General features: G+C 72.7%; 28 protein-coding genes. 20 read left to right on the forward strand and 8 right to left on the reverse strand.

Annotated elements, in window-relative coordinates; all coding sequences use genetic code 11:
* Nucleotides 1–5 precede the first annotated feature (5 nt).
* Nucleotides 6–1,433 carry a glucuronate isomerase gene (uxaC, locus tag KBB57_RS03135; protein ID WP_290746647.1) on the reverse strand — a complete coding sequence of 476 codons (1,428 nt, stop codon included), beginning with the start codon at nt 1,431–1,433 and terminating at the stop codon, nt 6–8.
* Nucleotides 1,434–1,509: 76 nt separating this feature from the next.
* Here uxaC and KBB57_RS03140 point away from each other — a divergent pair, with 76 nt between their 5' ends.
* From KBB57_RS03140 to KBB57_RS03155, 4 genes are all read left to right on the forward strand, one after another.
* Nucleotides 1,510–2,208 (forward strand): GntR family transcriptional regulator, encoded by a 699-nt coding sequence (locus KBB57_RS03140; protein ID WP_290746650.1) that lies wholly within the window; start codon nt 1,510–1,512, stop codon nt 2,206–2,208.
* The gene (locus tag KBB57_RS03145; protein ID WP_290746653.1) at nt 2,205–3,113 is read left to right on the forward strand and encodes a sugar kinase; all 909 of its coding nucleotides are present in this window, start codon (nt 2,205–2,207) and stop codon (nt 3,111–3,113) included. Before KBB57_RS03140 ends, KBB57_RS03145 begins: the two co-directional genes overlap by 4 nt.
* A 101-nt stretch (nt 3,114–3,214) precedes the next feature.
* Nucleotides 3,215–4,216 carry a helix-turn-helix domain-containing protein gene (locus KBB57_RS03150; RefSeq protein WP_290746655.1) on the forward strand — a complete coding sequence of 334 codons (1,002 nt, stop codon included), beginning with the start codon at nt 3,215–3,217 and terminating at the stop codon, nt 4,214–4,216.
* Between the two features lie 84 nt (nt 4,217–4,300).
* Nucleotides 4,301–5,320 carry a GSU2403 family nucleotidyltransferase fold protein gene (locus KBB57_RS03155; RefSeq protein ID WP_290746658.1) on the forward strand — a complete coding sequence of 340 codons (1,020 nt, stop codon included), beginning with the start codon at nt 4,301–4,303 and terminating at the stop codon, nt 5,318–5,320.
* A 37-nt stretch (nt 5,321–5,357) separates the two neighbouring features.
* On the opposite strand, the gene KBB57_RS03160 is transcribed toward KBB57_RS03155, so the two are convergent.
* The 3 genes from KBB57_RS03160 to KBB57_RS03170 form a co-directional block, all read right to left on the reverse strand.
* Nucleotides 5,358–5,975: a hypothetical protein gene (locus KBB57_RS03160; RefSeq protein WP_290746661.1), complete on the reverse strand. Its 618-nt coding sequence runs from the start codon at nt 5,973–5,975 to the stop codon at nt 5,358–5,360.
* Between the two features lie 65 nt (nt 5,976–6,040).
* Entirely contained in the window at nt 6,041–6,790 is a 750-nt protein-coding gene (locus KBB57_RS03165) for a hypothetical protein (protein WP_290746664.1), read from the reverse strand.
* Nucleotides 6,791–6,943: 153 nt separating this feature from the next.
* The gene (locus KBB57_RS03170; protein WP_290746666.1) at nt 6,944–7,960 is read right to left on the reverse strand and encodes an aldose epimerase family protein; all 1,017 of its coding nucleotides are present in this window, start codon (nt 7,958–7,960) and stop codon (nt 6,944–6,946) included.
* A 246-nt stretch (nt 7,961–8,206) separates the two neighbouring features.
* Between KBB57_RS03170 and KBB57_RS03175 the strand changes: the two genes are divergently transcribed.
* From KBB57_RS03175 to KBB57_RS03190, 4 genes are all read left to right on the forward strand, one after another.
* On the forward strand, nt 8,207–9,586 hold the full coding sequence (locus KBB57_RS03175) for an aminotransferase (protein WP_290746669.1): 1,380 nt from the start codon (nt 8,207–8,209) through the stop codon (nt 9,584–9,586).
* Nucleotides 9,587–9,963: 377 nt separating this feature from the next.
* Nucleotides 9,964–10,887 (forward strand): DMT family transporter, encoded by a 924-nt coding sequence (locus KBB57_RS03180; protein WP_290746671.1) that lies wholly within the window; start codon nt 9,964–9,966, stop codon nt 10,885–10,887.
* A 4-nt stretch (nt 10,888–10,891) separates the two neighbouring features.
* Nucleotides 10,892–11,227 carry a DUF952 domain-containing protein gene (locus tag KBB57_RS03185; RefSeq protein ID WP_290746674.1) on the forward strand — a complete coding sequence of 112 codons (336 nt, stop codon included), beginning with the start codon at nt 10,892–10,894 and terminating at the stop codon, nt 11,225–11,227.
* On the forward strand, nt 11,224–12,294 hold the full coding sequence (locus tag KBB57_RS03190; RefSeq protein ID WP_290746677.1) for a quinone-dependent dihydroorotate dehydrogenase: 1,071 nt from the start codon (nt 11,224–11,226) through the stop codon (nt 12,292–12,294). Before KBB57_RS03185 ends, KBB57_RS03190 begins: the two co-directional genes overlap by 4 nt.
* A gap of 107 nt (nt 12,295–12,401) precedes the next feature.
* Here the strand turns inward: KBB57_RS03190 and KBB57_RS03195 are convergent, their stop codons facing one another.
* Nucleotides 12,402–13,244, reverse strand: a complete 843-nt coding sequence (locus tag KBB57_RS03195; protein WP_290746680.1) for an isocitrate lyase/phosphoenolpyruvate mutase family protein — start codon at nt 13,242–13,244, stop codon at nt 12,402–12,404.
* Nucleotides 13,245–13,402: 158 nt separating this feature from the next.
* On the opposite strand from KBB57_RS03195, the gene KBB57_RS03200 reads away from it, so the two are divergent.
* From KBB57_RS03200 to ptsP, 3 genes are read left to right on the forward strand one after another with little or no spacing between them, the layout of a single operon-like run.
* The gene (locus KBB57_RS03200) at nt 13,403–14,266 is read left to right on the forward strand and encodes a hypothetical protein (RefSeq protein ID WP_290746683.1); all 864 of its coding nucleotides are present in this window, start codon (nt 13,403–13,405) and stop codon (nt 14,264–14,266) included.
* Nucleotides 14,248–15,474: an aspartate kinase gene (locus KBB57_RS03205; RefSeq protein WP_290746687.1), complete on the forward strand. Its 1,227-nt coding sequence runs from the start codon at nt 14,248–14,250 to the stop codon at nt 15,472–15,474. The genes KBB57_RS03200 and KBB57_RS03205 overlap by 19 nt, the downstream gene beginning before the upstream one ends.
* 29 nt (nt 15,475–15,503) lie before the next feature.
* On the forward strand, nt 15,504–17,762 hold the full coding sequence (gene ptsP / locus KBB57_RS03210; RefSeq protein ID WP_290746689.1) for a phosphoenolpyruvate--protein phosphotransferase: 2,259 nt from the start codon (nt 15,504–15,506) through the stop codon (nt 17,760–17,762).
* Nucleotides 17,763–17,778: 16 nt separating this feature from the next.
* Here the strand turns inward: ptsP and KBB57_RS03215 are convergent, their stop codons facing one another.
* Together KBB57_RS03215 and KBB57_RS03220 are read right to left on the reverse strand one after the other, a co-directional pair.
* Nucleotides 17,779–18,585: a hypothetical protein gene (locus KBB57_RS03215; protein WP_290746692.1), complete on the reverse strand. Its 807-nt coding sequence runs from the start codon at nt 18,583–18,585 to the stop codon at nt 17,779–17,781.
* Between the two features lie 114 nt (nt 18,586–18,699).
* Nucleotides 18,700–19,224, reverse strand: coding sequence for a GNAT family N-acetyltransferase (locus KBB57_RS03220; RefSeq protein ID WP_290746695.1), 525 nt, complete (start codon nt 19,222–19,224; stop codon nt 18,700–18,702).
* A gap of 99 nt (nt 19,225–19,323) precedes the next feature.
* Here KBB57_RS03220 and KBB57_RS03225 point away from each other — a divergent pair, with 99 nt between their 5' ends.
* The 3 genes from KBB57_RS03225 to vapC all read left to right on the forward strand — a co-directional run bounded on the left by KBB57_RS03225 (nt 19,324) and on the right by vapC (nt 20,828).
* Complete coding sequence (locus KBB57_RS03225) at nt 19,324–19,941, forward strand: flavin reductase family protein (protein WP_290746698.1); 618 nt, start codon at nt 19,324–19,326, stop codon at nt 19,939–19,941.
* 249 nt (nt 19,942–20,190) lie between these two features.
* Nucleotides 20,191–20,427, forward strand: coding sequence for a type II toxin-antitoxin system VapB family antitoxin (vapB, locus tag KBB57_RS03230; protein WP_290746705.1), 237 nt, complete (start codon nt 20,191–20,193; stop codon nt 20,425–20,427).
* Nucleotides 20,424–20,828: a tRNA(fMet)-specific endonuclease VapC gene (vapC, locus tag KBB57_RS03235; RefSeq protein WP_290746710.1), complete on the forward strand. Its 405-nt coding sequence runs from the start codon at nt 20,424–20,426 to the stop codon at nt 20,826–20,828. The genes vapB and vapC overlap by 4 nt, the downstream gene beginning before the upstream one ends.
* 26 nt (nt 20,829–20,854) lie before the next feature.
* Here the strand turns inward: vapC and dksA are convergent, their stop codons facing one another.
* Entirely contained in the window at nt 20,855–21,277 is a 423-nt protein-coding gene (gene dksA, locus KBB57_RS03240) for an RNA polymerase-binding protein DksA (protein WP_290746712.1), read from the reverse strand.
* Between the two features lie 195 nt (nt 21,278–21,472).
* Here dksA and KBB57_RS03245 point away from each other — a divergent pair, with 195 nt between their 5' ends.
* The 6 genes from KBB57_RS03245 (at nt 21,473) to KBB57_RS03270 (ending at nt 25,924) form a co-directional block, all read left to right on the forward strand.
* A complete protein-coding gene (locus KBB57_RS03245) occupies nt 21,473–22,315 on the forward strand; it encodes a MoxR family ATPase (protein WP_290746715.1) in 843 nt (280 codons plus the stop codon).
* A gap of 198 nt (nt 22,316–22,513) precedes the next feature.
* Entirely contained in the window at nt 22,514–22,723 is a 210-nt protein-coding gene (locus KBB57_RS03250) for a hypothetical protein (RefSeq protein WP_290746718.1), read from the forward strand.
* Between the two features lie 28 nt (nt 22,724–22,751).
* Nucleotides 22,752–23,192 carry a GNAT family N-acetyltransferase gene (locus tag KBB57_RS03255; protein ID WP_290746722.1) on the forward strand — a complete coding sequence of 147 codons (441 nt, stop codon included), beginning with the start codon at nt 22,752–22,754 and terminating at the stop codon, nt 23,190–23,192.
* 14 nt (nt 23,193–23,206) lie between these two features.
* Nucleotides 23,207–24,559 carry a DUF2927 domain-containing protein gene (locus tag KBB57_RS03260; RefSeq protein ID WP_290746724.1) on the forward strand — a complete coding sequence of 451 codons (1,353 nt, stop codon included), beginning with the start codon at nt 23,207–23,209 and terminating at the stop codon, nt 24,557–24,559.
* A gap of 4 nt (nt 24,560–24,563) precedes the next feature.
* The gene (locus KBB57_RS03265; RefSeq protein ID WP_290746727.1) at nt 24,564–24,734 is read left to right on the forward strand and encodes a hypothetical protein; all 171 of its coding nucleotides are present in this window, start codon (nt 24,564–24,566) and stop codon (nt 24,732–24,734) included.
* Between the two features lie 5 nt (nt 24,735–24,739).
* On the forward strand, nt 24,740–25,924 hold the full coding sequence (locus tag KBB57_RS03270; protein WP_290746730.1) for a VWA domain-containing protein: 1,185 nt from the start codon (nt 24,740–24,742) through the stop codon (nt 25,922–25,924).
* Nucleotides 25,925–25,944: the final 20 nt, after the last annotated feature.

Raw genomic sequence — 25,944 nt, forward strand, 5'->3', positions numbered from 1 at the left:
CCCTGTTAGAGTCGATAGGCCTTTCTGGCCAGGTTGTAGGCGAGGTCGCGGGCGACCTCGGGGGCCTCGTCCTCGGCGAGCCGCCCCGTGGCGACCAGCGTGGCGAGGTAGGCGCAGTCGACCCGCCGGGCCATGTCGTGGCGGGCCGGGATCGAGCAGAAGGCGCGGGTGTCGTCGTTGAAGCCGACGGTGTTGTAGAAGCCCGCGGTCTCGGTGGTCAGCTCGCGGTAGCGGCGCATCCCCTCCGGGCTGTCGAAGAACCACCAGGCCGGCCCGAGCCGCAGCGCGGGATAGACCCCGGCGAGCGGCGCGAGCTCGCGGGCGCAGGTCGATTCGTCGAGCGTGAACAGGATCACCGTCAGGTCGGGCCGCATCCCCACCGCGTCGAGCAGCGGCCTGAGCGCGCGCACGTAGTCGGTGCGGCTCGGGATGTCGAAGCCCTTGTCGCGGCCGAACTTCGCGAGAACCTCCGGCGAGTGGTTGCGCACCGATCCGGGGTGGATCTGCAGCACCAGCCCGTCCTCGAGGCTCATCCGCGCCATCTCGGTCAGCATGTGGCCGCGGAAGGCGTCGGCCTCCTCCGGGCTCGCCTTGCCGGCGAGGGCCTTCGCGAACAGCGCCGCCGCCTCGGCCTGCGGCAGGTCCTCGGTCCGCGCCGTGGCGTGGCCATGGTCCGAGCTGGTCGCCCCGCCCTCGGCCTTGAAGTATGCCCGCCGGATGCGGTGCGCTTCGAGGTAGCCCGCCCAGGTCGTGGCGTCGACGCCGGCGAGCGCGCCCATCCGCTCGACGTTCTGCGCGAAGCCGGCGAATTCCGGGTCCACCACCGCGTCGGGGCGATAGGCGGTCACCACCCGGCCCTTCCAGCCGGAGGCGCGAATCTGGCGGTGCCAGCGCAGGTCGTCGAGCGCGCTCTCCGTGGTGGCGATGACCTCGATCCCGAACCGCTCGAACAACGCCCGGGGGCGGAACTCCGGCCGGGCGAGGCAATCGGCGATGTGGTCGTAGCAGTGGTCCGCGGTCGCGGCCGACAGGCGGCGGTCGAGGCCGAACACCGTCTCGAAGGTATGGTCGAGCCAGAGCCGCGACGGCGTGCCGCGCAGCAGGTGGTAGCTTTCGGCGAGCCGCCGCCAGATCGTCCGCCCGTCCGTCTCGGTCCGGCCGCCATCGACCCGCGGCACGCCCAGGTCCTCGAGCGCGACGCCCTGCGAGCACAGCATCCGGAACACGTAGTGGTCCGGCGTGACGAAAAGCTGGGCGGGATCGGGGAAGGCCTCGTCCTCGGCATACCAGCGCGGATCGGTGTGGCCGTGCGGGCTGACGATCGGCAGGCCGGCCACCTCGGCGTAGAGGGCACGGGCGATTCCGCGCTCGCGCTCGCCGACGGGAAACAATCGATCCGGATCGAGCAGCCCGGCTTTCGTGATCCCGTCCAAGCGACTCCCTCCCGTTGCGCTTCGTTGCCTGATCTTCTAATATGCTAGTCGGCACACGTCAACACGGGAGTCGCTCTTGGCCGGATCGTCCCTCCGCTCGATCGAGGCGCTGCGCGGTCCCTCGACCACCGAGCTCGTCTTCGACCAGCTCTACCGGCGCATCGTCGAGCTCGACCTGCCGCCGGGCGCGCGGCTCTCCGAGCAGGACGTGTCGCGGGCGATGGGCGTCTCGCGCCAGCCCGTGCGCGACGCCTTCTACCGACTGTCCCAGATCGGCCTCGTGCAGATCCAGCCGCAGCGCGCCACCACCGTCACCCTCGTCTCCGAGGAGGCGGTGCTGCAGGCGCGCTTCGTCCGCACCGCGCTCGAGACCGAGACGATCCGCGGCGCGGCGCGGCGGATGGACGCGGAGATCATGACGGCGCTGGAGGCGAACCTCGCCGCCCAGGAGCGCGCGGTGGCCGACGACGACCGGATCGGCTTCCACGCGCTCGATGACGGCTTCCACCAGATCATCGCCGCCGCCTCCGGCCACGCCTTCGCCTGGGCGCTGATCCGCGAGAACAAGGCGCACATGGACCGGGTGCGCTGGCTGAGCCTCGCCACGGGGGCCGGGATCGCGCACTGCGACCACCTGCGCATCTTCGCGGCGCTCGCCGACCGCGACGCCGAGCGCGCCGCGGCGGAGATGCGCTCGCATCTCGGGCGAATACTCGACACGATCGCACAGATCCGAAAGGAGAATCCGGGAATGCTTGTGGAGCAGCGCGCATGACGGGGCGCATGACGGAGCGCATCGTCTGCCTCGGCGAATGCATGGTGGAGTTCGCCCCGGTGGGCGAGGGCGTCTACCGCCGCGGCTTCGCCGGCGACACCTTCAACACCGCCTGGTACCTGCGCCGGCTTCTCCCGGCGGAGCGGCCGGTCGACTACGTCACCTGCGTCGGCGTCGACGCGGTCTCCGACGCGATGCTCGCCTTCATGGCGGCGGCGGGGGTCGGCACGGCGGGCGTCGCCCGCCTGCCGGACCACACCGTCGGCCTCTACATGATCGACCTGAAGGACGGCGAGCGCAGCTTCAGCTACTGGCGCAGCGCCGCCGCGGCGCGCCGCCTCGCCGCCGACCCCGCCCGGCTCGCCGCCGCGCTCGACGGCGCGGCGCTGGTGCTGCTCTCCGGCATCACCGTGGCGATCGTCCCCGAGGCGGACCGCCCCGCCCTCTTCGCCGCCCTCGACGCGGTGCGCAAGGCCGGCGGCCGCATCGCCTTCGACCCGAACATCCGTCCCCGGCTCTGGCCGGACCCCGCCGCCATGCGCGCCGCGCTGGACCGCGCCGCCGCCGGGGCGGACATCCTCCTGCCCTCCTTCGAGGACGAGGCCACGCATTTCGGCGACGCCGACCCCGACGCCACCCTCGCCCGCTTCCGCGCCGCCGGCGCGACGACCGTGGTGGTCAAGAACGGCCCCGGCGAGGTCGTCGCCTGGGACGCGGCCGAGGGCCGGATCACCTTCCGCCCCGCCCCGGTCGAGGCCCGCGACACCACCGCCGCCGGCGATTCGTTCAACGCGGGCCTCCTCGCCGCCCGGCTCGGCGGATCGCCGCTCGCCGCTGCTGTCGAGGCCGGCGCGCGCCTCGCCGGCCATGTCTGCCGTCATCCGGGGGCGCTGGTCGCCGTCTGACGCGCCGCTCGGCCCATGGCGGCGGCGCCGGCGCGTTGACAGGGCCGGCGCGCCCCGGCATGTCGGGCGCGGGTCCCTTCCGCAGCCGACGGGAAAGCGCCGTGACCACGACCCTTCCGCTGGTGCGCGCCGGCGCGATCAGGCCGCTCCTGGCCTGGCTGCGCGCCCAGGGCGACGCCGTCGAGGCGCGGCTCCGCGCCGCCGGCCTGCCCCCGGACCTGATCGCCCAGCCCGGCCGCCCGATCGGCCTGCGCGCCGGGGTCCGCCTGCTGGTCGCGGCGGCGCGCACGCGGGGCCCCGACCTGCCGTGGCGGGTGGTCGACGACAGCGCCGCCTTCGACCTCGGCCTGCTCGGCGCGGCGATGCTTCAGGCGGCGACCCCCCGCGAGGCGCTCGGCCGCGCCGCCCGCGCCATGTCGCTCCACGGCAGCCACGAGACGCTGAGCCTGTCGCGCGCGCCAGGCGGCTCCGTCGTCCGCTACGTGTTCCACGCCCCCCTCGACGAGGAGGGCCTGCACCTCTGCCAGCAATACGTCGCGGCGCTGGTGCGCAGCGTCACCGCCGGCCTCGCCGCGCGCGGCCCGCGGGTGAGCGAGATCCGGATGCGACCGCACCCGGTCCACGGCCTCGCGCATCTCGAGCCGCATTGCAGGGCCACGCTGGTCGCGAACCTCGGCCCGGCGGTCGAGCTCGTCCTGCCCGACGCCACGCTCGACGCCGCCTACGCCCGCGCCCACCGCCCGACCGACCCGGCGCCCACGCAGGTCGAGCCGGCGCTCATCCGCGGCGACGGCACGCTCGCCGGCTCGATCCGGGCCATCCTGCCCGGTCTGCTCGAGGGCGGCGACTGCACCACCGCCACCCTCGCCGACCTCGCCTTCATGTCGACGCGCACCCTGCAACGCCGCCTCGCCGCCGAGGGCGTCCACGTCTCCGGCCTGATCGACGAGGCCCGCCGCGAGCTGGCGCTCCGCCGCCTCGCCGCCTCCGCCGCCCCGATCGAGGAAATCTCCGTCCAGCTCGGCTACGGCTCCGCCTCGAGCTTCACCCGCGCCGTCCGCCGCTGGACCGGCCGCCCACCCCGCGCCATGCGGCGGAGCTGACGTGCTTACCCGACGAAAGATATTTTGTAGGGTAACAGCACCGCCAGACTTACCCTACAAACAAATTCCTGTAGGGTAAGGCCCATGATCCGCCCCCACAGCGCCACGGGCGCCGCCGCCTGGACCGACCTGCTGCGCATGCTGAAGGACAGCGGCGTCTCCGACCTGCGCGGAACGCCGAAGCTGAAGCAGATCGGCAGCCGCCGCTACTGGTACGACCAGTACCGCCTCGGGACCGAGGTGGTGGACCGCTACATCGGCGAGGACGCCCCCGACCTGCGCGCCCGCCTCGCCCGCCACGCGGAGCTCGCCGCGGACCTCAAGGAGAACGAGCGGCGACGCTCCCGCCTGATGCGCATCCTCCGCGCCGAAGGCTACCTGATGGCGGACGCGGGAACCGGCCAGGCGATCTCGGCGCTGGCCCGCGCCGGCGTGTTCCGGCTCGGAGGCACGCTGGTCGGAACGCAGGCCTTCCGGCTCTACGAGGGCGAGCTTGGCCTCAGGATCGGACTGGACCAGTCGGCGGTGACTGACGACATCGACATCGCGAGCTTCGAGCGCCTCTCCGTCGCCATCGGGGACAGCGTGAGCGATTCCCTCCAGCAGGTCTTCTCCCAGCTCAAGTTCGAGCCCGCGCCTTCGATGGAGCACGGCAAGGTCTGGCGGTGGCGTCAGACCGACCGCACCACACTGGTGGAGTTCCTGACTCCTTCGTTCAGTGAGGAGGAAGGCATCCGGTCGCTGCCCGCACTGGGCGTGAGCGCCCAGAGCCTCCATTTCCTCAACTTCCTCATCGCCGAGCCCATCCAGGCGCCGCTGCTGTACCGGGCCGGCGTCCTCGTGCAGATACCGCGCCCCGAACGATACGCGATCCACAAGCTCATCGTGGCCGACCGCCGCCGGGAGGGGCCCGACGCGCTCGCCGCGCGCAAGGACCGCGCCCAGGCGGCGTTCCTCGTCGAGGCGCTCGGCGAGGAACGGCCCGATGACCTCGCCGAGGCCTACGCGACCGCGCGGGAGAATGGACCCGCCTGGCGACGCCGCCTCGCGGCGTCGCTCGACCGGATGCCGGACACGGCCTCCCGCCTGTCCCGGCTGGAATAGGGTGGAGCGCGCCGCCTCACGGCCGGGGCGACTCCGGTCAATAGCAGGGCGGATACGGCGGATAGCCGCAGGCCGGGCGGGAGGCGTCGGCCGCTGCCGCGCCGTACCAGGCCGCCCGCCGCCCGGTCCGCCGCGCCACGCCGGCATAGGAGAGCGGCGTCAGCGGCCGGCCGATGATGTCGATGAACACCGCGGCCGCTCCCGAGGCCCCGGCGATCGAGCCCTCGAGCAGGTCGACGTCGAAGAGCAGGTCCGCCCCCGCCATCCGCGGGTTCTTCAGCGTCACCACGGCGTCGTAGACCGCGTCCTCGCGCTCGCCGAACACCGAGACCGTCGCGTTGGGCGGATCGACGTGGAAGCTGTCCGGATAGGCCTCGTTCCACTCGTCGAGCAGCGACGCCGTGGTCGCATGGCCCGCGGCGCGCACCGGCCGATCGGCGAAGACGATCGAGTTCCCCGCCACGCCCTTCAGCGTCAGCACCCCGCCCTCGAGGCTCGCCCCGGCGGAATTCATCACGATCAGCGAAGGCACGACCTCGGGCCGCCCGACGCCGATCGTCTTCTGCAGCGGCACGTGCGGCGGAGGCGGCGGGTCCTGCGCGAGCGTCAGCCCGGGGGCAAGCGCGAGCGCGAGCGCGATTGCAGCGAGACGCATCTCGAATCTCCGTTGTCGAGGTGGAACGCGGTATGTGGAGGGGGAAGGCCCGGGCCGCCCCCGGTTCAGAACCGGTAGGTGACGCCGATGGCCGGCCCGTAGAGCTCGATCGACGCGTCCTTGTCGTCGATCTGGTACTCGATATCCATGTAGCGATAGGCCGCGACGGCCGACCAGCGATCGTTGATGTCGTAGCGCAGGATCGCCAGCGCCTGCCACGTGGTCTCGTCGCTCCCTGTGCCGCCGAGGTCGGCCATGATCTCGCCGGCCCAGTGGTCCGAGAACGTCACGATGGCGCGCGCGGCGACCAGCGGCACCACCCAGCTCTGGTCGTCGCCGAAGCTGCGCGTCCGCGCGAGGTTGCCCTTGAGCGTGAAGTCGAGGTCCACCGAGAAGCCGCGCAGACCGACGCCGGCGTCGAAGGCCACCCGCTCGTCCTCGTGCAGGCGGTAGGTGGCGTAGCCGGAGAACACCGTCATCTCGGATTGCGCGACGCCCTTGGTGAACAGGAGCCCGCGCGGCGTCGAGCCGTCCGCGGAGATGTCGCTGTAGATCAGGTCGCCGATCAGGCCCCAGCGGCCGGTCCGCGCCTCCAGCGCGCCCATGAAGGCGAAGTCGAGGTTGGAGATCACGTCACCGGAGCTGACGTCGCCGTCGAGCGTCCCGACCTCGGTGTCGAGCGAGCTCGAGAGCGCCGGCAGCCAGGCGTAGACGGTCGCCGCCAGCCGCCAGCCGCCGGCCGCCTCCTGCGCCGTCGCCGCGGATCCCGCGCCGAGCGCCGTCGCCGCCAGCGCGGCCGCCGCAATCGTCCTCATCCCGCTGCTCCCGCGGCCGCTCCGGCCGTCGTTCCGATGCGCCCGCAGCCCGACCTTGCGCCGCGCCGCCTCGCCGCGGTGCATACCGCCTTCGCCCCGTCGCCGCTTCGCCTCATGCGCCAAAAAGCCGCCCCCGCGCTCATGCCGCCGAACTCACGGCCGCAGGATGTCCACGACGTAGCTCTGGAAGTAGGGCCGCTCCGGGGTGCGGATCACGCTCGGCCAGTCCGGGTGGTTCAGGCTGTCCGGGAAATGCTGCGCCTCGAAGCAGAGCCCGGCGAAATGCCCGTATTTCTCGCCGCCATGTCCCGGCGCCGCCACGACCATGGTCGCCGCGTTGAAGATCTGCAGCCCCGGCTGGTCGGTGCGGATCTCGATCCGCCGCCCGGTCCGCGGGCACGTCGCCCAGGCCGCCGGCTGCGCCGCGTCGCGGTCCGCGCGCAGCACGTAGTTGTTGTCGATCCCCATCCGTCCGGGATCGGAGTCCTCGATCGTCCGCGGCTCGCGGAAGTCGAGATGCGTCCCCTCCACGCTGGCGATCTCCCCCGTCGGGATCAGCTCCGCGTCGAGCGGCGTGTACTCGGAGGCGTCGATCCACAACGTATGGTCGCGCACCGTCCCGCCGCCGCCGAGGTTGAAATAGGCGTGCTGCGCGAGGTTGATCGGCGTCGGCCGGTCGGGCAGCCCGCGCATCTCGCAGACGAGCCGCGGCCCCTCCAGCCGGTAGGTGACGTCGAACTCCACCCGCCCCGGATAGCCCTCCTCGCCGTCCGGGCTCACGTAGCGCAGATGCACCGCCTCGGCGCCCGCCTCCGTCTCCATGTCCCACACCCGGCGCCCGAGCCCGGTCGCGCCGCCATGGATGTGGTGGCGGTTTCCCGGCCCGTGGTTCGGCGTCAGCCGCCAGACCTTGCCGTCGAGCCCGAAGGTCGCGTCCTTCGTCCGGTTGGCGATCCGCCCGACGATGGCGCCATGCGAGCGCGAGGCCGTCTCGTAGTCGGCGAGCGTCGGAAACCCGAGCGTCATCGGCAGCGTCCCGGCAGGCCCGTCGACCCGCCAGTCGCGGATGACGCAGCCATAGCTCAGGATCGCCACCGCGGCGTCGGCGCTCTCCAGCGTGACCTCGCTCACCTCGCGATCCCCGAGCCGCCCGAACTGGCGCTTCCTCATCTCGTCCCCCTGCGGCTTGCGCGCGAACGTTCCTGCGCCGCCCGCCCCTCGTCAAGCATCTCCCTCGCCCCGGGACACGCCAATCTGCGGGACGCACCCGGGGAGGAGCGACAGGCGCAAAGGCGCTCCGTCCTTCTCCCGCGACGCGCCGGGCCTTCAAGCGATCGCCCTGGCCGCAGGCGCCTCGATTGCCCTCCCCGCGGCGCTCCGATAGGCTGGGCGCCCCACCCGCATCCGAGGCCCGCGATGACGAAACCCCTGTCGAACTCCCAGATGCGCGACGCCGAGGCGCTGCTCCACCCCTACGCCAACGCCGTCGCGCTCCGCGAGACCGGGGTGCAGATCATCGAGCGCGGCGAGGGGGTGCGGGTCTACGACCAGACCGGCCGCTCCTACATCGAGGGGCTCTCCGGCCTCTGGTGCGCCGGGCTCGGCTTCGGCAACGCCGAGCTGATCGAGACGGCGCGCCAGCAGATGGAGAAGCTGCCCTACTACCACCTCTTCACCGGCAAGAGCCACGAGCCGGCGGTGGAGCTCGCCGAGAAGATCAAGGCGCTCGCGCCCGGAATGACGCGGGTGTTCTACCAGTCCTCGGGCTCCGAGGCGAACGAGACCCAGGTGAAGATGGCCTGGTACTACAACAACGCCCGAGGCCGGCCGGAGAAGAAGAAGATCGTCTCCCGCCGCAAGGCCTACCACGGCGTCACCATCGTCTCGGCCTCGCTGACCGGGCTCGCCAACAACCACCGCGACTTCGACCTGCCCGTCGACCGCATCCGCCACACCGCCACCCCGCATTTCTGGCGCGAGGCCGAGCCGGGCGAGAGCGAGGAGGCCTTCGTCGCCCGCCTCGCCGCCGCCCTCGACGCGCTGGTGGAGACCGAGGGCCCCGAGACCGTCGCCGCCTTCATCGCCGAGCCGGTGATGGGCGCGGGCGGGGTGATCGTGCCGCCGAAGGGCTACTTCCCGGCGATGGCCGAGGTCTGCCGCAAGCACGAGATGCTGATGATCTCCGACGAGGTGATCTGCGGCTTCGCCCGCACCGGCGAGTGGTTCGGCTGCCAGGCGCTCGGCTACCAGCCGACCTCGATGTCGATGGCCAAGCAGCTGACCGGCAGCTACTTCCCGCTCTCCGCGGTGGCGATCGACCGCGACATGGCCGAGACGATCGAGGCGAACTCCGGCCGGATCGGCACCTTCGGCCACGGCTTCACCTATGGCGGCCACCCGGTCGGCTGCGCCGTCGGGGTGAAGGCCCTCGAGATCTACGAGCGCATCGACGCGCCGGCCCGCGTCCGCGCGCTCGCGCCGCGCTTCGCCGCGCATCTCGACCGGCTGGCGCAGCACCCGCTCGTCGGCGAGGCGCGCCACCTCGGGCTGATCGGCGCGCTCGAGCTCTCGCCCGACAAGTCGCCGCGCGGCTTCGCGGAGACCGGCCGCGTCGCGGCGCGCGCCGCGGCGGAGCTGCTGCAGCGCGGGGTGATCACCCGGGCGATCCTCGACTCGCTCGCCTTCTGCCCGCCGATGATCATCACCGAGGACGAGCTCGACGAGATGTTCGCCCCGATGGAGGCCGCGCTCGACGCCACCCTCGACTGGGCGAAGGCCGAGGGCTGCCTCGTCTGACGCGGGGGTTTCCGGCGCCCGCCGCCGGCCTGACGGCCGCCGCCAGCCGCCGGACCCTGGCGCCGCGTCGACGTCGCGCCGGCTCGACCGTTCCGCCCGCGGCGCGCGGCGCCGCTGCGCGGGCGGCGCCGTCTCTCCGCCCCCGGCCGCGTCGAAGAGACCCAGGCGGCGGCGCAGTGTCCGCGCCCTGCGACATCGGGATCCCTGCCGTGCGCCGCGCCTGCATCCGCTTGCCTGGGCGAGCTCCTGCTTGCCGCATGCACGCCGCCCGACCCGGTGACGACGCGGCCCGCGACGCGCTGTCGAGCTGCCGAGCGGGCGCCCTTGCGCAGGGCCGCCCCGCCGCTAGGGTAGGGCCGCAATCCGGAAGCGCAAAGATGAACCCCCTTCGCGGGATCGGCCTCAAGATCCTGTCCGTCACCGTCTTCACCATCATGGCGATGTGCATCAAGGCCTCCGCGGTCGCGGTGCCGCCGGGGCAGGCGGTGTTCTTCCGCTCGATCTTCGCGATCCCGGTGATCCTCGCCTGGCTGGTCTGGGCGCGGCGGCTCGGCACCGGGCTCGACACCACGAACCCGATGGGCCACCTCTGGCGCGGCCTCGTCGGGGCCACCGCCATGGGGCTCGGGTTCACCGCGCTCGGGCTCCTGCCGCTGCCCGAGGTCACCGCGCTCGGCTACGCGGCGCCCCTCCTCACCGTGATCTTCGCGGCGATGTTCCTCGGCGAGGCGGTGCGGGCCTTCCGCCTCACCGCGGTCTTCGTCGGGCTCGCCGGCGTGATGATCGTGCTCGCGCCGAGGCTGACCATCCTCGACGTCGAGGGCGCCTCGAAGCTCCAGACCGTCGGCGCGATGGCGGCGCTGCTCGGGGCCGTCTTCGCAGCGCTCGCCCAGGTCTTCGTGCGGAGGCTCGTCCATACCGAGCAGACCTCGGCCATCGTCTTCTACTTCTCGCTGACCGCGACGGTGCTCTCGCTCGCAACGCTGCCCTTCGGCTGGGCGGCGCCGGACGCCGGCGCGGCGGCGCTGCTCGTCGCCGCAGGCCTTCTCGGCGGGGTGGGGCAGATCCTGCTGACCGAGAGCTACCGGCACGCCGACGTCTCGGTGATCGCGCCGTTCGAGTACGTCTCCATGGTGCTGGCGCTCGGCTTCGGCTACCTGATCTTCGAGGAGACGCCGACCGCCGCCACGCTCGGGGGCGCGGCGCTGATCGTCGCGGCCGGGCTCTTCATCATCTGGCGCGAGCGCCGGCTCGGCATCGAGCGGGCGAACGCGCGCAAGGTGATCACGCCGCAGGGGTGAGCCTATGATCTACAAGCTCTTCCGCGCCGCCGAGATGGCCGAGCTCGCCGCCGCGGGCGCAACCCGGGGCGCGCCGGTCGACCGGGCCGACGGCTACGTCCATCTCTCGACCGCCGCGCAGGTCGCCGAGACCGCGGCGCGGCACTTCGCCCGGGAGGACGGGCTCTGGCTCCTCGCCTGCGACGAGGCGGCGATGGGGAACGCCATCCGCTGGGAGCCCTCGCGGGGCGGCCAGCTCTTCCCGCACCTCTACCGGGCGCTCGGGCGGGCCGACGTCGTCTGGGCGCGGCCGCTGGCGCTCGGGACCGGCGGGCACGTGTTCCCGGACGACCTGCGGTGAGGGACGCGCTGGAGCGGGTCGCGCTCGCCGGGCTGCGCCGCCTCGACCCCGAGCGCGCGCACGGGCTGGCGCTCGCCGCCCTGCGTGCGGGACTCGGCCCGCAGGGCGGGCCGGTCACGACGCCGAGGCTCGCGGTCAGCCTCGCCGGCATGGCGCTGCCGAACCCGCTCGGCCTCGCCGCCGGGTTCGACAAGAACGCGACCGCCTTGCCCGCGCTCCTCGCCGCCGGGTTCGGTTTCGTCGAGGTCGGCGCGGCGACGCCGAGGCCGCAGCCGGGGAACCCGCGCCCGCGGCTCTTCCGGCTCGCCGAGGATCGCGCCGCCATCAACCGCTTCGGCTTCAACAACGACGGGGCGGCGGCCATCGCCGGCCGGCTCGCGGCGCCGCGGCCGCCGAGCGTGGTGGGGCTCAACCTCGGGGCCAACAAGGCGAGCGCCGACCGGGCGGCCGACTTCGCCGAGGTGCTCGCCGCCGCGGGGGGGCTCGTCGACTTCGCCACCGTCAACGTCTCCTCGCCGAACACCGAGCGGCTGCGGGACCTGCAGGGGGCGGAGGCGCTCGACGCGCTCCTCGGCGGGGTGATGGCGGCGAACGCCGCCCTTCCCCGGCCGATCCCGGTCCTGCTGAAGATCGCCCCGGATCTCGGCGAGGGCGAGCTCGTCGACCTCGTCGCCGTGGCGCTGGAGCGGGGGGTCTCCGGCATCGTCGCGACCAACACCACGCTCGCCCGCGACGGGCTGCGGAGCCGGCACGCCGGCGAGGCGGGCGGGCTCTCCGGGGCGCCGCTCTTCGCCCGGTCGACCGCGGTCCTCGCCCGCGTCCACCGGCTGACCGAGGGGCGGCTGCCGCTGGTCGGCGTCGGCGGGGTCGCCTCGGCGGCGGAGGCCTACGCCAAGATCCGCGCCGGCGCCACGGCGGTGCAGCTCTATACCGGGCTCGTCTATGGCGGGCTGAGGCTCGTCGGCGAGATCCTCCGCGGCCTCGACGCCCGCCTCGCCGCCGACGGGCTCGCCTCCGTCGCCGAGGCGATCGGCCTCGACGCCGGGCTGTGGGCCGACGACGCCTGAGACGTGAGCTCCGCGCATGCGCGAAGGGGACATATGATTGATATCATTGCGAATTCATAACATCGCAACCTTTGACTCCGGTACCGGGCCGACGGGACGCTCCCGCGCTACTCCGGATCGGCCGCCTCCCCCGCCCCGCGGGCCAGCAGCGCGTCGATCTCGGCGCCCTTCGCGCCCCGGGCGAGGGCAGTGAAGCGGCCCTCGTCGAGGACCTCGCGGGCCGCGGCGACGAAGGCCGCCTGGGCGACCCGCGCCAGCCCGGAGCCGAGGCTGATCCGCGCCGCGCCGGCCTGCGCCAGCTCGGCCCGGGTCGCCGCGGCGAGCGGGCCGGCGGTGAGCACGTTCACCGGAACGCCGGCCTTCGTGCAGAACGTGGCCACCGCCGCGAGGTCCGGCAGCATCGGCACGTAGACGCAATCCGCGCCCGCCTCGGTGAAGGCCCGCGCCCGCGACACCGCCTCCTTGAGCGCATAGGCCCCGGTCATCAGCCCGTCGGCGCGGGCCACCAGCACGAAGTCGCGCGGCAGCGCCCGCGCCGCGGCCGCCGCCGCTCGGACCCGCTCGACGGCGAGGAAGAACGCATAGGCCCCGTCGCCCGGCAGGTCGGTGTCCTCGATCGAGCACCCCGCGAGCCCCGCCTCCGCCGCCCGCCGCACCGTCGCGGCCACCCCGTCCGGCGCCTCGGCGAAGCCGTTCTCCAGATCGCCGCTGACCGGCAAGGACGTCGCGGCGACGATCTCGGCGCAATGCGCGAGCGTCTCGTCGAGCGTCACCCGCGCCCCGTCCGGCAGCCCGCGGGTGAAGGCGAACCCGGCCGAGGTCGTGCCGATCGCCTGCGCCCCCAGCGCCGCAAGCACCCGCGCCGAGCCGCGGTCCCAGGCGTTCGCCAGCACGAACGGATCCCCCGGCCGATGCAGCGCCCGCAGCGCCGCCCCTACATCCGCGGTCATCGCCCCGCCCCCGCCGGCCAGGCGGCCCCGCACGATCCTCGCATCGCTCACCCTCCCGGTCTTTCCGCGAGCCTGCCACGGCCGCGACCCCGGGCCAAGCGGTTCACGAAGCCGGCGATTCGCGGTAACGTCCGGTTATTTTCAGCGGGAGAACCAATATGTTCGCCACGACGCTTTTCCTTCTCGCCTTCGCGCGCCTCGGCGCGCCGCCCGCTCTGGCGGCGAGCATCAACGCCGGCGTCTATGCCGAGAGCGCATCCGGCTCGCACGGGGACGCCGAGTTTGCGGATTCTTCGACGGGTGACTACGACGCCGCGGCCCGCCTGCGCGTGACGGATCCCGGCCTCATCCTCACGGGCCGTGCCTGGAGCCGGGGACGATCCGGGCAGGCGCGAGCGACCGTGACGAAGAGCGACCCCGGCTCCGGCAGCATCATGAGCAACGCCGGCACCGACGAGATGATCTTCACCACGGGGACGGGCAACCTGCGGATGCTCCTCGACTACGTCATCACCTGGGACCTGCGGACCGACGGGAACGGCGCCGGCAAGACGGCCCGCGCCTCCGGCTCGCTGCTGGCCGACTACGACGACCGGCAGTTCGACTACGACATCCTGGCGGAGAACCCCGTCCGGCGCAGGATGCAGGGCAGGACCTCGGGAACGCTGGTCTTCGACGTCGCGGTCAACGACGTCTCCTACTACTACGTCTGGTCTGGCAGCGGGACGCTGGCGACGTTGGCGGGCGCGGGGATTGACGGCTCCATCCGGATGGACAGCGTCTTTCGTATCGCCGGAGGACCCGGCGTGACGGCGCACTTCACCGACCCGGGCTTCGTGTCCGAGCCGCCTGCCCCGGTACCCCTTCCGGCCGGCCTCCCGCTCGCGGTCGCGGGCGTCGCCGCCCTGGCGGCGCTACGCGGCGGCGCCCCCGCCTTGCGGCCCCCCCGCCGCGCCGCTAAAGGGGGCGCGTCCCAAGGCTGCCCGGGGAGGGGCGCGCCGGAATGCCTCGTCTCGTCATGAAGTTCGGCGGCACCTCCGTCGCCGATCTCGCGCGGATCCGCGGCGCCGCCGAGAAGGTCCGGCGCGAGGTGGAGCGCGGCTACGACGTCGCCGTCGTGGTCTCGGCGATGGCGGGCAAGACCAACGAGCTCGTCGCCTGGGTGCGCGACACCCACACGCTCTACGACGCGCGCGAGTACGACGCCGTCGTCGCCTCGGGCGAGAACGTCACCGCCGGGCTGATGGCGCTGACGCTCCAGGAGATGGGCGTCCCGGCGCGGAGCTGGCAGGGCTGGCAGGTGCCGCTGCGCACCAACTCCGCCCATGGCGCGGCGCGCATCGAGTCGATCGAGACCGGCCGGCTCATCCAGAAGTTCGGCGAGGGCCTGCACGCGGTGATCGCCGGCTTCCAGGGCATCTCGCCCGAGGGCCGCGTCACCACCCTCGGCCGCGGCGGCTCCGACACCTCGGCCGTCGCCTTCGCCGCGGCGCTCGAGGCGGAGCGCTGCGACATCTACACCGACGTGGACGGCGTCTACACCACCGACCCGCGCATCACCAAGAAGGCGAAGAAGCTCGCCCGCGTCTCCTACGAGGAGATGCTGGAGCTCGCCGGGGCCGGGGCCAAGGTGCTGCAGACCCGCTCGGTAGAGCTCGCCATGCGCTACAAGGTGCCGCTTCAGGTCCTGTCGAGCTTCAGCGACGAGCCGGGAACGCTCGTCTGCGAGGAGGAGGAGATCATGGAAAGCAGGGTCGTCAGCGGCATCGCCTTCGCGCGCGACGAGGCGCAGGTCACCGTCTCCGGCGTGCAGGACCGCCCCGGCATCGCCGCCGGCATCTTCGGCCCGCTCTCCGAGGCGGGCGTCAACGTCGACATGATCGTGCAGAACGTCTCGGCCGAGGGGGTCACCGACATGACCTTCACCGTGCCGGCCGACGACATCCCGCGAGCCACCCGCGCGCTCGAGGCGGCGCGCGAGAGCGCCGGGCTCGGCTTCGCGCGGATCGAGACCAACGACAACGTCGCCAAGGTCTCCATCGTGGGCGTGGGGATGCGCAGCCATTCCGGCGTGGCGCACCGCATGTTCGCGGCGCTGGCCGCCGAGGGCGTCAACATCAAGGCGATCACCACCTCCGAGATCAAGGTCTCGGTGCTGATCGACCGCAAATATCTGGAACTGGCCGTGCAGGCGCTGCATGATGCCTTCGAGCTCGACAAGGCCAGCTGAACCGAGGTGATGACGGGGGGCGCTGCCCGATGCCCTATTCCGAGGCCGTGGACAGCCGCGTGCTGCTGCGCCGCCTGCGCGACACGCTGGCCGAATCGGGCGGCGGGCAGGAGCGACTCGACAGCATCGTCCGGCTGATCGCCGACGGCCTCGTCGCCGACGTCTGCTCGGTCTATCTGCGCCGCGAGGAGAACTGGCTGGAGCTCTGCGCCACCTTCGGGCTCAAGGCGGAGTCGGTCCACCTGACGCGGCTCAAGGTCGGCCAGGGCCTCGTCGGCCGCATCGCCGACAGCGCCGAGCCGATCAACACCCGCGACGCGCCGGCCACCCGCGGCTTCCGCTACATGCCGGAGACCGGCGAGGAGCTGTTCTCCTCGTTCCTCGGCGTGCCGATCCAGCGCCTCGGCGAGGTGCTGGGCGTCCTCGTCGTGCAGAACCGCGAGGCGCGCGAATACACCGACGACGAGATCTACGCGCTCGAGGTCATCGCCATGGTGCTGGCCGAGATGGCCGAGCTCGGCGCCTTCGTCGGGCCGGGGGCGATGGAGATCGCCGCCCAGCACAAGCTGCCGTTCTTCGTGCGCGGCCTCGTCGGGCAGGAGGGCGTGGCCGAGGGGCGGGTGCTGCTGCACGAGCCGCAGATCGTCGTCTCGAATCCCGTCAGCGACGACCCGACGCGGGAATACGCCCGCCTCCACGCCGCCATCGAGCGCCTCCGCGAGGAGGTCGACGAGATGCTGGCGGCCGACTACCTGACCAAGTCCGGCGAGCACCGCGACGTGTTGCAGGCCTACCGGATGTTCGCCCACGACAAGGGCTGGGTGCGGCGGATGGAGGCCTCGATCGACTCGGGCCTGGCGGCGGAGGTCGCGGTCGAGAAGGAGCAGTCGGCGACCCGCGCCCGGATGAGCCGCATCGCCGACCCCTATCTCCGCGAGCGGCTGCACGACCTCGACGATCTGTCGAACCGGCTGCTGCGTCTGCTCGGGGGCATGGACGCGGCGGCCGGGCGGGAGATCCCGGACGACGCCATCCTCGTCGCGCGCAACATCGGGCCGGCGGAGCTGCTCGACTACGGGCGCAAGCTCAAGGGCGTGGTGCTGGAGGAGGGCTCGGTCGGCAGCCATGCCGCCATCGTCGCCCGGGCGCTGGCCATCCCGCTCGTCATCCACGCCGAGCGCATCACCCGCGAGGCGCAGAACGGCGACCCGATCCTCGTCGACGGCGACCAGGCGGTGGTTCACCTGCGGCCCGAGGACGGGGTGGCACGGGCGTTCCGCGACAAGATCGAGATGCTCGCGGGCGCGCAGCAGGCCTACGCCGCGCTGCGCGACCGGCCGGCGACCACCCGCGACGGGGTGACGCTCCAGCTCTACATGAACGCCGGGCTGATGGCGGACCTGCCGTCGCTGCCGAAATGCGGGGCGCTCGGGGTCGGGCTCTTCCGCACCGAACTGCAATTCCTGATCCGCTCGACGGTGCCGAAGCGCGCCGACCTCGCGGCGCTCTACGCCCGCGTGCTCGACAGCGCCGGCGAGAAGCCGGTCACCTTCCGCACGCTCGACATCGGCTCGGACAAGGTGCTGCCCTACATGAAGCGCCAGGACGAGCCGAACCCGGCGCTCGGCTGGCGGGCGATCCGCGTCGGGCTCGACCGGCCGGGGATCATGCGGATGCAGGTGCAGGCGCTCCTGCGCGGCGCCCATGGCCGGCCGCTCCGCATCATGTTCCCCTTCGTCGCCGAGGCGGTGGAGTTCGAGCTCGGCCGCGAGATCGTCATGAAGGAGATCGCCCGCGAGCTGGCGCTCGGGCGTCCCGTCTCGGCCGACGTCAAGATCGGCGCGATGCTGGAGACCCCGAGCCTCGCCTTCGCCTCGGCGCGGTTCTTCGAGATGGCGGACTTCCTGTCGGTCGGCGGCAACGACCTCAAGCAGTTCTTCTTCGCCGCCGACCGCGAGAACGAGCTGGTGCGCCGGCGCTACGACGCGCTGTCGCTCAGTTATCTCGGCTTCCTCGAGGGCATCGTCGCCCGCTGCGCCGGCCACGGCACGCCGGTCTCGTTCTGCGGCGAGGACGCGGGCCGGCCGCTGGAGGCGCTCGCCTTCGCCGCGGTCGGCTTCCGCCAGCTCTCGATGCGCCCGGCCTCGATCGGGCCGGTCAAGGCGCTCCTGCGCCAGGTCGACCTCGCCGAGGCCCGCGGCGCCATCGAGGCCGCCCGCTTCGAGGGCGCCACCACCGCCCGCCCCGCGCTCGAGGCGCTCCTCGGGCGCATGGGCTTCGTGGTGTGAGCGGGGCGCCGGCGGCTTACGGCTTGCGGAACGCGCCCGACAGCGCCTCCTTCGAGTAGGCGACCGGCTCGTAGTCGAGGTTGTTGGCCGCGTTCAGGAAGGGCCGCAGCACCCGGGCGTTGAGGAAGCAGATCGGGCGCTCGCCGGTCGACTGGCGGCAGGACGCCGCCGTCTCGGCGGGCACGCTGACCTCCACCGAGCCCACCACCGTGTCGACGACGCCGACCCCGGCCGAGCCGCCCGACTGCGAGGCGAACCGCACCGACTCGCTGGCGGCGCGGACCGGATCGACCAGCAGCACGTAGCGGTAGCGATCCGGGTTGCCCGTCGCGTCCCGCACCCGCCACCCGGTGAACGCATCCTCGCCGGCCGCCTGCCGGGCGCGATAGACGGCGGAGATCGCCCCGCGCGGATCGGCGTTCTCGTCGCGGCTCGCCTGCGTCACGTCGAGGCGCAGGTCGCGCGACACCGCCGCGCGAACCTCGCCGCGCGCCTGCCCGGCGACGTCCGCGCCGGCGGCGAGCGTGAACCCCTCGACCTGGCTCGCCACCCGGTCCGCCGGCGGCGACGAGGACAGCACCTTCAGCGGGATCCCGGCCTCGATATCGACGAGATCGCCCCCCGCCAGATCCCAGAGATAGAGCCGCCCCGGCGCGAGATCGCCGGAGTTGCGGAAGCCGAGGCTGGTGCTCGCGTATTCGAGCCCGATCATCGCCGTCCCGGGCGGCGCGCCGCCCGCGCGCGGCGTCGGCGTGCCCCCGCACCCCGCGAGCGCGATCAGGCAGACGAACGTCGGCAGAGGCCGCGGATCCAGGAAATGCATACTCGCCCCCCGTGGTTGAGCCCGGACATCGGAACGCGCGCGTCACCGCGAAAAAGCCGAGGGCGGGAATGCGCCCCGATAAATTCGCCGTCAGGATACCACGCCGTCCTTCGCTCACCTAGGCGGAAAGCGATCGCCCTCGTCCGTCCAGCGCCGCACCATGCCCGAGACCCCGTCGAGGCCGCCGGGGGCGAGCGCGCGCGCCAGCAGCCGGTCGGGGTTGGTCGGCGGCGGATATTCCAGCGCCCGCCCCGCGTCGCGGGTGAAGCCGAAGCGCCGGTAATAGGGCTCGTCGCCGACGAGGATCACCCGCAACCAGCCATGCGCGGCGGCCAGCTCCAGGCTGTCGGCGATCAGCAGTCCGCCGAGCCCCTCGCCCTGCCGGGTCGGATGCACCGCCACCGGCCCGAGCAGCAGCGCCGGCGCGCCGGCCTCGCCGACCCGGACCCGCCAGTAGCGGATCGCGCCGGCCACCGCGTCCCACTCGTCCCGCGCCACCAGCGACAGCCCGGCCTCGTGCGGCATCCCCTCGCGCAGCCGGTAGGACGACAGCGCCGTCCGCCCCGGCGCGAAGGCGAGGTCGTAGAGCGTCTCGACATCGGCGCCGTCCTGCGGCGTCTCGGTATGGATGCGGAGCATGGCGGGGAACGGCGGGAGCGGGCGACAAGGGGGGGCGGCTCGACACGCCCCTAGCACGCCCCTAAGGTCCGGCCAACGCGAAACGACGCGAGCCCGCCCATGTTCTACCGCCCCGGCCTCGACCCGCACGGGCTGCCCCACAACCCGTTCAAGGCGCTGGTCGCGCCGCGCCCGATCGGCTGGATCTCGACGCTCGACGCCCGGGGCCGGGCGAACCTCGCGCCCTACAGCTTCTTCAACGCCATCGCCGAGACGCCGCCGATGGTCATGTACGCGTCCACCGGACGGAAGGCCGGCCGCGACGAGGCCAAGGACACCGTGACCAACATCCGCGCCACCGGCGAGTTCGTGGCCAACATCGTGCCCTGGGGCCTGCGCGAGGCGATGAACGCGAGCTCGGCGAGCCTCGCCGCCGGGGTCGACGAGTTCGCCCATGCCGGCCTGACGCCGGCGCCCTGCCGCGTCGTCGCCGCGCCCCGCGTCGCCGAGGCCCCGGCGTCGCTCGAATGCCGCGCCTGGAAGATCCTCGACCTGCCCGGCGCGGGCAACACGCTGGTCATCGGCGAGGTGGTGGGCGTCCATATCGACGACGCCGTCCTCGTCGACGGCATGGTCGACGTCACCCTTTACGCGCCGCTGGCCCGCCTCGGCTACCGCGACTACGCCGCCGTGCGCGAGACCTTTCCGATGACCCGCCCCGCCGGCGGCGGCGGTTGAGCCCGGTCACGGATTTTTCTCCTTTTAGGCGAGTTAACGCCATGCCGTTAAGCTTTCGGTAACCACCGACTCGTTAAGAAGGAGGCGTCCCACAGACGGGACGGCTGCTTGCAAACCCTCAGACCTTCTCGTCTGGATACGCGCCCCCTCTTCCCCCGGAGGGGGCGCAATTCGTTTCGGGCCATCCTTCTTGCCGACCACGGAGAACTGGCGTATATACCAAAGGTATATCCCTTGGAGCGCCGCCCGTTGTCCGCCCTGACCCGCCTGTTCCTCAGCAACCGCACCCAGGCCGTCCGGCTGCCGAAATCCGTCGCCTTCCCCGACGGCGTCGATCAGGTCGAGGTCCTCGTGGTCGGCGAGGCGCGGCTCATCGTGCCGAAGGGCCGCCGGTGGCGGAGCTACTTCGCCGAGGGTCCGTTCACCGCGGCGGACTTCATGGACGAACGTGCCCAGCCCGGACCGCAGGAGCGCGACGCGCTGTGACGCTGCGCTACATGCTCGACACCAATATCTGCATCTTCGTCATGAAGGGCCGCGGACCGGGGCTCGCCGCGCGGTTCGAGCGCGAGGCCGCCCATCTCTGCATCTCCAGCATCACGCTCGCCGAGCTCGACTACGGCGTGGAGAAGTCCGAGGCGCGGTCGCGAAACCGCGGCGCGCTCGACGCTTTCGCCGCCCGCCTCGCCGTGCTCGACTTCGATTGCGCCGCAGCGGCGGCCTACGGCGCACTACGCGCCGGGCTGGAGCGCGACGGCCGCCCGATCGGGCCCTATGATCTGCTGATCGCCGCCCATGCGACGAGCCGCGGCCTCGCGGTCGTCACCAACAACCGGCGCGAGTTCGGGCGTGCGCCGGGCGTCCACGTCGAGGACTGGTCCGTCTGACCGCCGCCCCTCGGGACGAAGCGCCGTCAGTCGTCGCGGTGGACCTTCTCCTTGCGCTCGTGGCGCTCCTGCGCCTCGAGGCTCAGCGTGGCGATCGGGCGGGCGTCGAGGCGCTTCAGCGAGATCGGCTCGCCCGTCTCCTCGCAGTAGCCGTAGCTGCCGTCCTCGATCCGCCGCAGCGCCGCGTCGATCTTCGAGACCACCTTGCGCTGCCGGTCCCGGGTCCGGAGCTCGAGCGCCCGGTCGCTCTCCTCGCTGGCGCGGTCGGCGATGTCGGGGATGTTGCGGGTCCCGGCCTGCATGTGCTCGATGGTGCCCTTGCTCTCGGCAAGGATCGAGGCCTTCCACGCCAGCAGCTTGCGCCGAAAGTAATCCAGCTGCCGCGAATTCATGAAAGGTTCGTCTTCGCTGGGATGGTACTCGACGTCGAACTTGGTCTCGGGCTTCATTCGTTACGCCACCTCTGGTCAATCAGAGCCCGGCCCGCGTCGCCGGCACGACCCGGCGAATGGCTGGCCCCGATCTGGCTGCGCACCCGTTATAGGGATTCCCCGGCGTTGTCACGTGGAACATCTGTGATGTTGCCTAACGCCCCGCGCCTGCTAGGCTGCCGGGAGCAACCGGGGGCAACGGGCGGAAAAGGAATGAGATTCGCCGGAAGCGCCGACTATGTCGCCACCCCCGACCTCGCCGTCGCCGTCAACGCGTCCATCACGCTGGAGCGGCCGCTGCTCGTCAAGGGCGAGCCGGGCACCGGCAAGACCGAGCTCGCCCGCCAGATCGCCCGCGCCCTCGGCCTGCCGCTGATCGAGTGGTCGGTGAAATCCACCACCCGCGCCGCGCAGGGCCTCTACGAGTACGACGCCGTCAGCCGGCTCCGCGACAGCCAGCTCGGCGACGCGCGCGTCCACGACGTGGCGAACTACATCCGCAAGGGCCCGCTCTGGCGCGCCTTCGACGCCGGGGAGAAGGTCGTCCTGCTCATCGACGAGATCGACAAGGCCGACATCGAGTTCCCGAACGACCTCCTCCAGGAGCTCGACCGGATGGAGTTCTTCGTCTACGAGACCGGCGAGACCATCGTCGCGAAACGCCGTCCGATCGTGGTCATCACCTCGAACAACGAGAAGGAGCTGCCCGACGCCTTCCTGCGCCGCTGCTTCTTCCACTACATCCGCTTCCCCGACCCCGAGACGCTCGCCCGCATCGTCGACGTCCACTTCCCCGGCATCAAGCCGGGCCTCGTCCGCGCCGCGCTCACCCGCTTCTTCGAGATCCGCGAGACGCCGGGGCTGAAGAAGAAGCCCTCGACCTCCGAGGCGCTCGACTGGCTGAAGCTCCTCCTCGCCGAGGATCTCGACGCCGCCGACCTGCGCACGGACCCCGCCTCCAACCTGCCTCGCCTCCACGGCGCGCTCCTCAAGAACGAGCAGGACGTCCACCTCTTCGAGCGCCTCGCCTTCCTCGCAAGGAGCAAGCGGTCATGATGGCAGAGCCCGTCGGCGATCTTTCGCCGCTTTCGCGTCCGCGGCGTGATGACATCCCCTTCCGCCGTACCTATGTTGCAGCGCAGCAAAAGGAGTCCGGTGATGTCGCGTTCACAAAATCCCCTGTCCGCATTGATGGCCTGGGGCCACTTCAGCCAAGCCTACACCCGCATGGTCCTGGCGGCCAGCGAGGTCATATTGCGCCGCACAATGGCCATGGCCAGCGGCACGATGACGCCGCACGAGGCGGTGGCGATGTTCATGGAGAAGCCGGCCGCCTTCGCCACGGCGGCGGAGAAGGCCGCGGTCGCGGCGGCGCGCGGCGGCGACGCGGCGCGGATCGCCTCGGCGGCGCTGCGACCCTACGGCGTCAAGACCCGCTCGAACGTCCGCCGGCTGCGCAAGTAGCCCCGCCCGCCGCCGCCGGACCGCGGCCATGACCGCCGCGATCCGCCCGCTCACGCCCGCCGACGAGGCCGTCTGGCGCGATCTCTGGCGCGCCTACCTCGCCTTCTACGAGACCGAGCTGCCCGACGACGTCTACCGGACCACCTTCGCCCGGCTGACCGACCCGGCGGTGACCGACTACCACGGCCTGATCGCCTTCGACGGCGACCGGCCGGTCGGCCTCGTCCACTACATCTTCCACCGCCATGGCTGGCAGATCGCCGACGTGACCTACCTCCAGGACCTCTACGTCGTCCCCGGGGCGCGCGGGACCGGGGCCGGCCGCAAGCTGATCGAGGCGGTCTACGCCGAGGCCGACGCCGCCGGAAAGCCCAACGTCTACTGGCTCACCCAGGACTTCAACGCCACCGCCCGCCGCCTCTACGACCGCCTGGCCGTCGTCACGCCCTTCGTGAAGTACCGCCGCTGAGACCGGACCGGCCGATGCGCGGAGGCCGCGTCCGATCCCTGCTCGCCGCCGCCTGCCTCGCGGCGCTGGCCGCCTGCGCGCAGACGCCGGGCGCCGAGGGCCCGCCCCCCGCCGCGGTCCGCTTCGCCCCGGTCGGCCTGCCCCGCGGCGTCGCCCGCTCCAACGCCGACCTCGCCCAGGACTTCCTCGACCTCACCTTCGCGCTCGAGAGCGGCGAGAAGCTCGACCGGCTCCTGCGCTACGAGGCGCCGGTCCGCGTCTCCGTCACCGGGCTCGACCCCTATATCCCCGACCTCCAGGCGCTGCTCGCCCGGCTCCGCGACGAGGCCGGCGTCGACATCGCGCTCACCTCCGACCCGAAGGCCGCGCAGATCCATGTCGAGGGCGTCACCGCCGCCGGCCTCGCCCGCGTCTTCCCGACGGCCGCCTGCTTCATCGTCCCGGGCGAGACCAACTGGCGCGCCTTCCTGCGCCGGCGCGGCGAGACCCGGCTGCGCTGGGGCGACCAGAGGGAGCTCGGCGTCGCCGCGATCTTCGTGCCCTACGACGGCATCCCCCAGGACGTCCGCGACTGCCTGCACGAGGAGATCACCCAGGCGCTCGGCCCGGCCAACGACCTCTACCGCCTGCCGGACTCGATCTGGAACGACGACAACCTGCACTCGATCGCCACGCCCTTCGACATGCTGGTCCTGCGCGCGCTCTACCAGCCGGAGCTGGCGAGCGGCATGACCCGCGACGAGGTCGCCGCGCGCCTGCCCGCCATCCTCGCCCGCGAGAATCCGAAGGGCCGCGGCGTCCCCCGCCAGGCCCGCCACCCGGAATCCCGCGCCTGGGCCAGCGCGATCGAGGTGGCGCAGGCCCCGCGCGCCTCCCGCGAGGACCGGCTCTCGGCCGCGCGGCAGGCCACCCGCATCGCCGCCGAGATGCGCCCGACCGACCATCGCCTCGCGGTGTCGCTGCTGACCCTCGGCCGGCTGACCCTGCGTCGCGATCCGGGCGAGGCGGCGCGCTACTTCGCCGAGGCCTACGACGTCTCGCGCCGCCGCCTCGGGACCGGCGACCTGCGCACCGCCCATGCCGGCGTCCACGTCGCCGCGGTGGCGCTGGCGGCCGGCAGGTACGAGACCACGATCACGCTGGCCGACCGCCACATCCCGGCGGCGCGGCAAGGCCAGAACGCCATCCTCCTAGCCGGCCTGCTCTCGCTCAAGTCGGAGGCGCTGCTCGCGCTCGGCCGCACCGAGGAGGCGCGCAAGACCCGCATCGACAGCCTGAGCTGGGCCCGCTACGGCTTCGGCGACGACGACGGCACCCTCGCCCGCGAGCAGGCCGCGCTCGCCGCGCTGCGCCTCGACCGGGACTGAGCCCATGCTGATCCTCCTCGCCATCGTCCTCGGCGCCCTCCTCGGCTGGCGGCGCGCCGCCGTCCGCGGCGGCGACCGGCTCGACCAGCTGCAATACGCCGCCGTCCACGCCATCGCGCTCGGCCTCGCGACGACCATCGCCCTCGTCGTCCTCGGCCAGCTCGGCGCGGGCTGAGGCGCATGTTCACCCGCTTCTTCGCCGAGCTGCGCGGCGAGGGCGTCGGAACCTCGCTGCGTGAATATCTCGCCTTCCTCGAGGCACTTCAGGCCGAGGTGGTGCTCTACGACCCGGAGGGCTTCTACCACCTCGCCCGCGCCACCCTGGTCAAGGACGAGCGCCGCATCGACCGCTTCGACCGCGTCTTCGCCCGCTGCTTCGCCGGCCTCGGCGAGCTGACCGCCGAGGAGCTGGTCGCCCGCATCGAGCTGCCCGCCGAATGGCTGCGCAAGCTCGCCGAGAAGCACCTGACCGAGGCGGAGAAGGCCGAGATCGAGGCGCTCGGCGGCTTCGACGCGCTGATGGAGACGCTGAGGAAGCGCCTCGCCGAGCAGCAGGGCCGCCACCAGGGCGGCTCGAAATGGATCGGCACCGCGGGAACCTCGCCCTTCGGCGCCTACGGCTACAACCCCGAGGGCGTGCGCATCGGCCAGGACGGCAGCCGCCACCGCCGCGCCGTCAAGGTCTGGGACCGCCGCGAGTTCCGCAACTTCGACGACGACGTCGAGATCGGCTCGCGCACCATCAAGCTCGCGCTCCGCCGCCTGCGCCGCTGGGCCCGCGAGGGCGCCGCGGACGAGCTCGACCTGCCGACGACGATCCGCCGCACCGCCGAGCAGGGCTGGCTCGACGTCGTCACCCGCCCGGAGCGGCACAACGCCGTCAAGGTCCTGCTCTTCCTCGACGTGGGCGGCTCGATGGACGAGCACGTGCGCATGGTCGCCGAGCTCTTCTCCGCCGCCCGCGCCGAGTTCCGCCACCTCGAGCCGTTCTATTTCCACAACTGCCTCTACGAGGGGGTGTGGCGCGACAACCGCCGCCGCTGGGACGCGCAGACCCCCACGGCCGAGGTGATCCGCACCTTTGGCCCCGACCACCGCGCCGTCTTCGTCGGCGACGCCGCGATGAGTCCCTACGAGATCCTCCAGCCGGGCGGGGCCAACGAGCACTGGAACGCCGAGCCCGGCGCCGTCTGGCTCGCCCGCGCGCTCGAGGCCTGGCCGCGCGCCGTCTGGCTCAACCCGACGCCGGAGGCGCACTGGCGCTACAGCCAGTCGACCGAGCTGATCGCCCGCATCTTCGGCGGCCGCATGTTCCCCCTCACCCTCGCCGGCCTCGACGCCGGCATCCGGACGCTGGCGCGATGAGCCCGGGCCTGCGGCGGAGG

The sequence above is a fragment of the Amaricoccus sp. genome (genome assembly GCF_017993425.1).
Lineage (GTDB): Bacteria > Pseudomonadota > Alphaproteobacteria > Rhodobacterales > Rhodobacteraceae > Amaricoccus.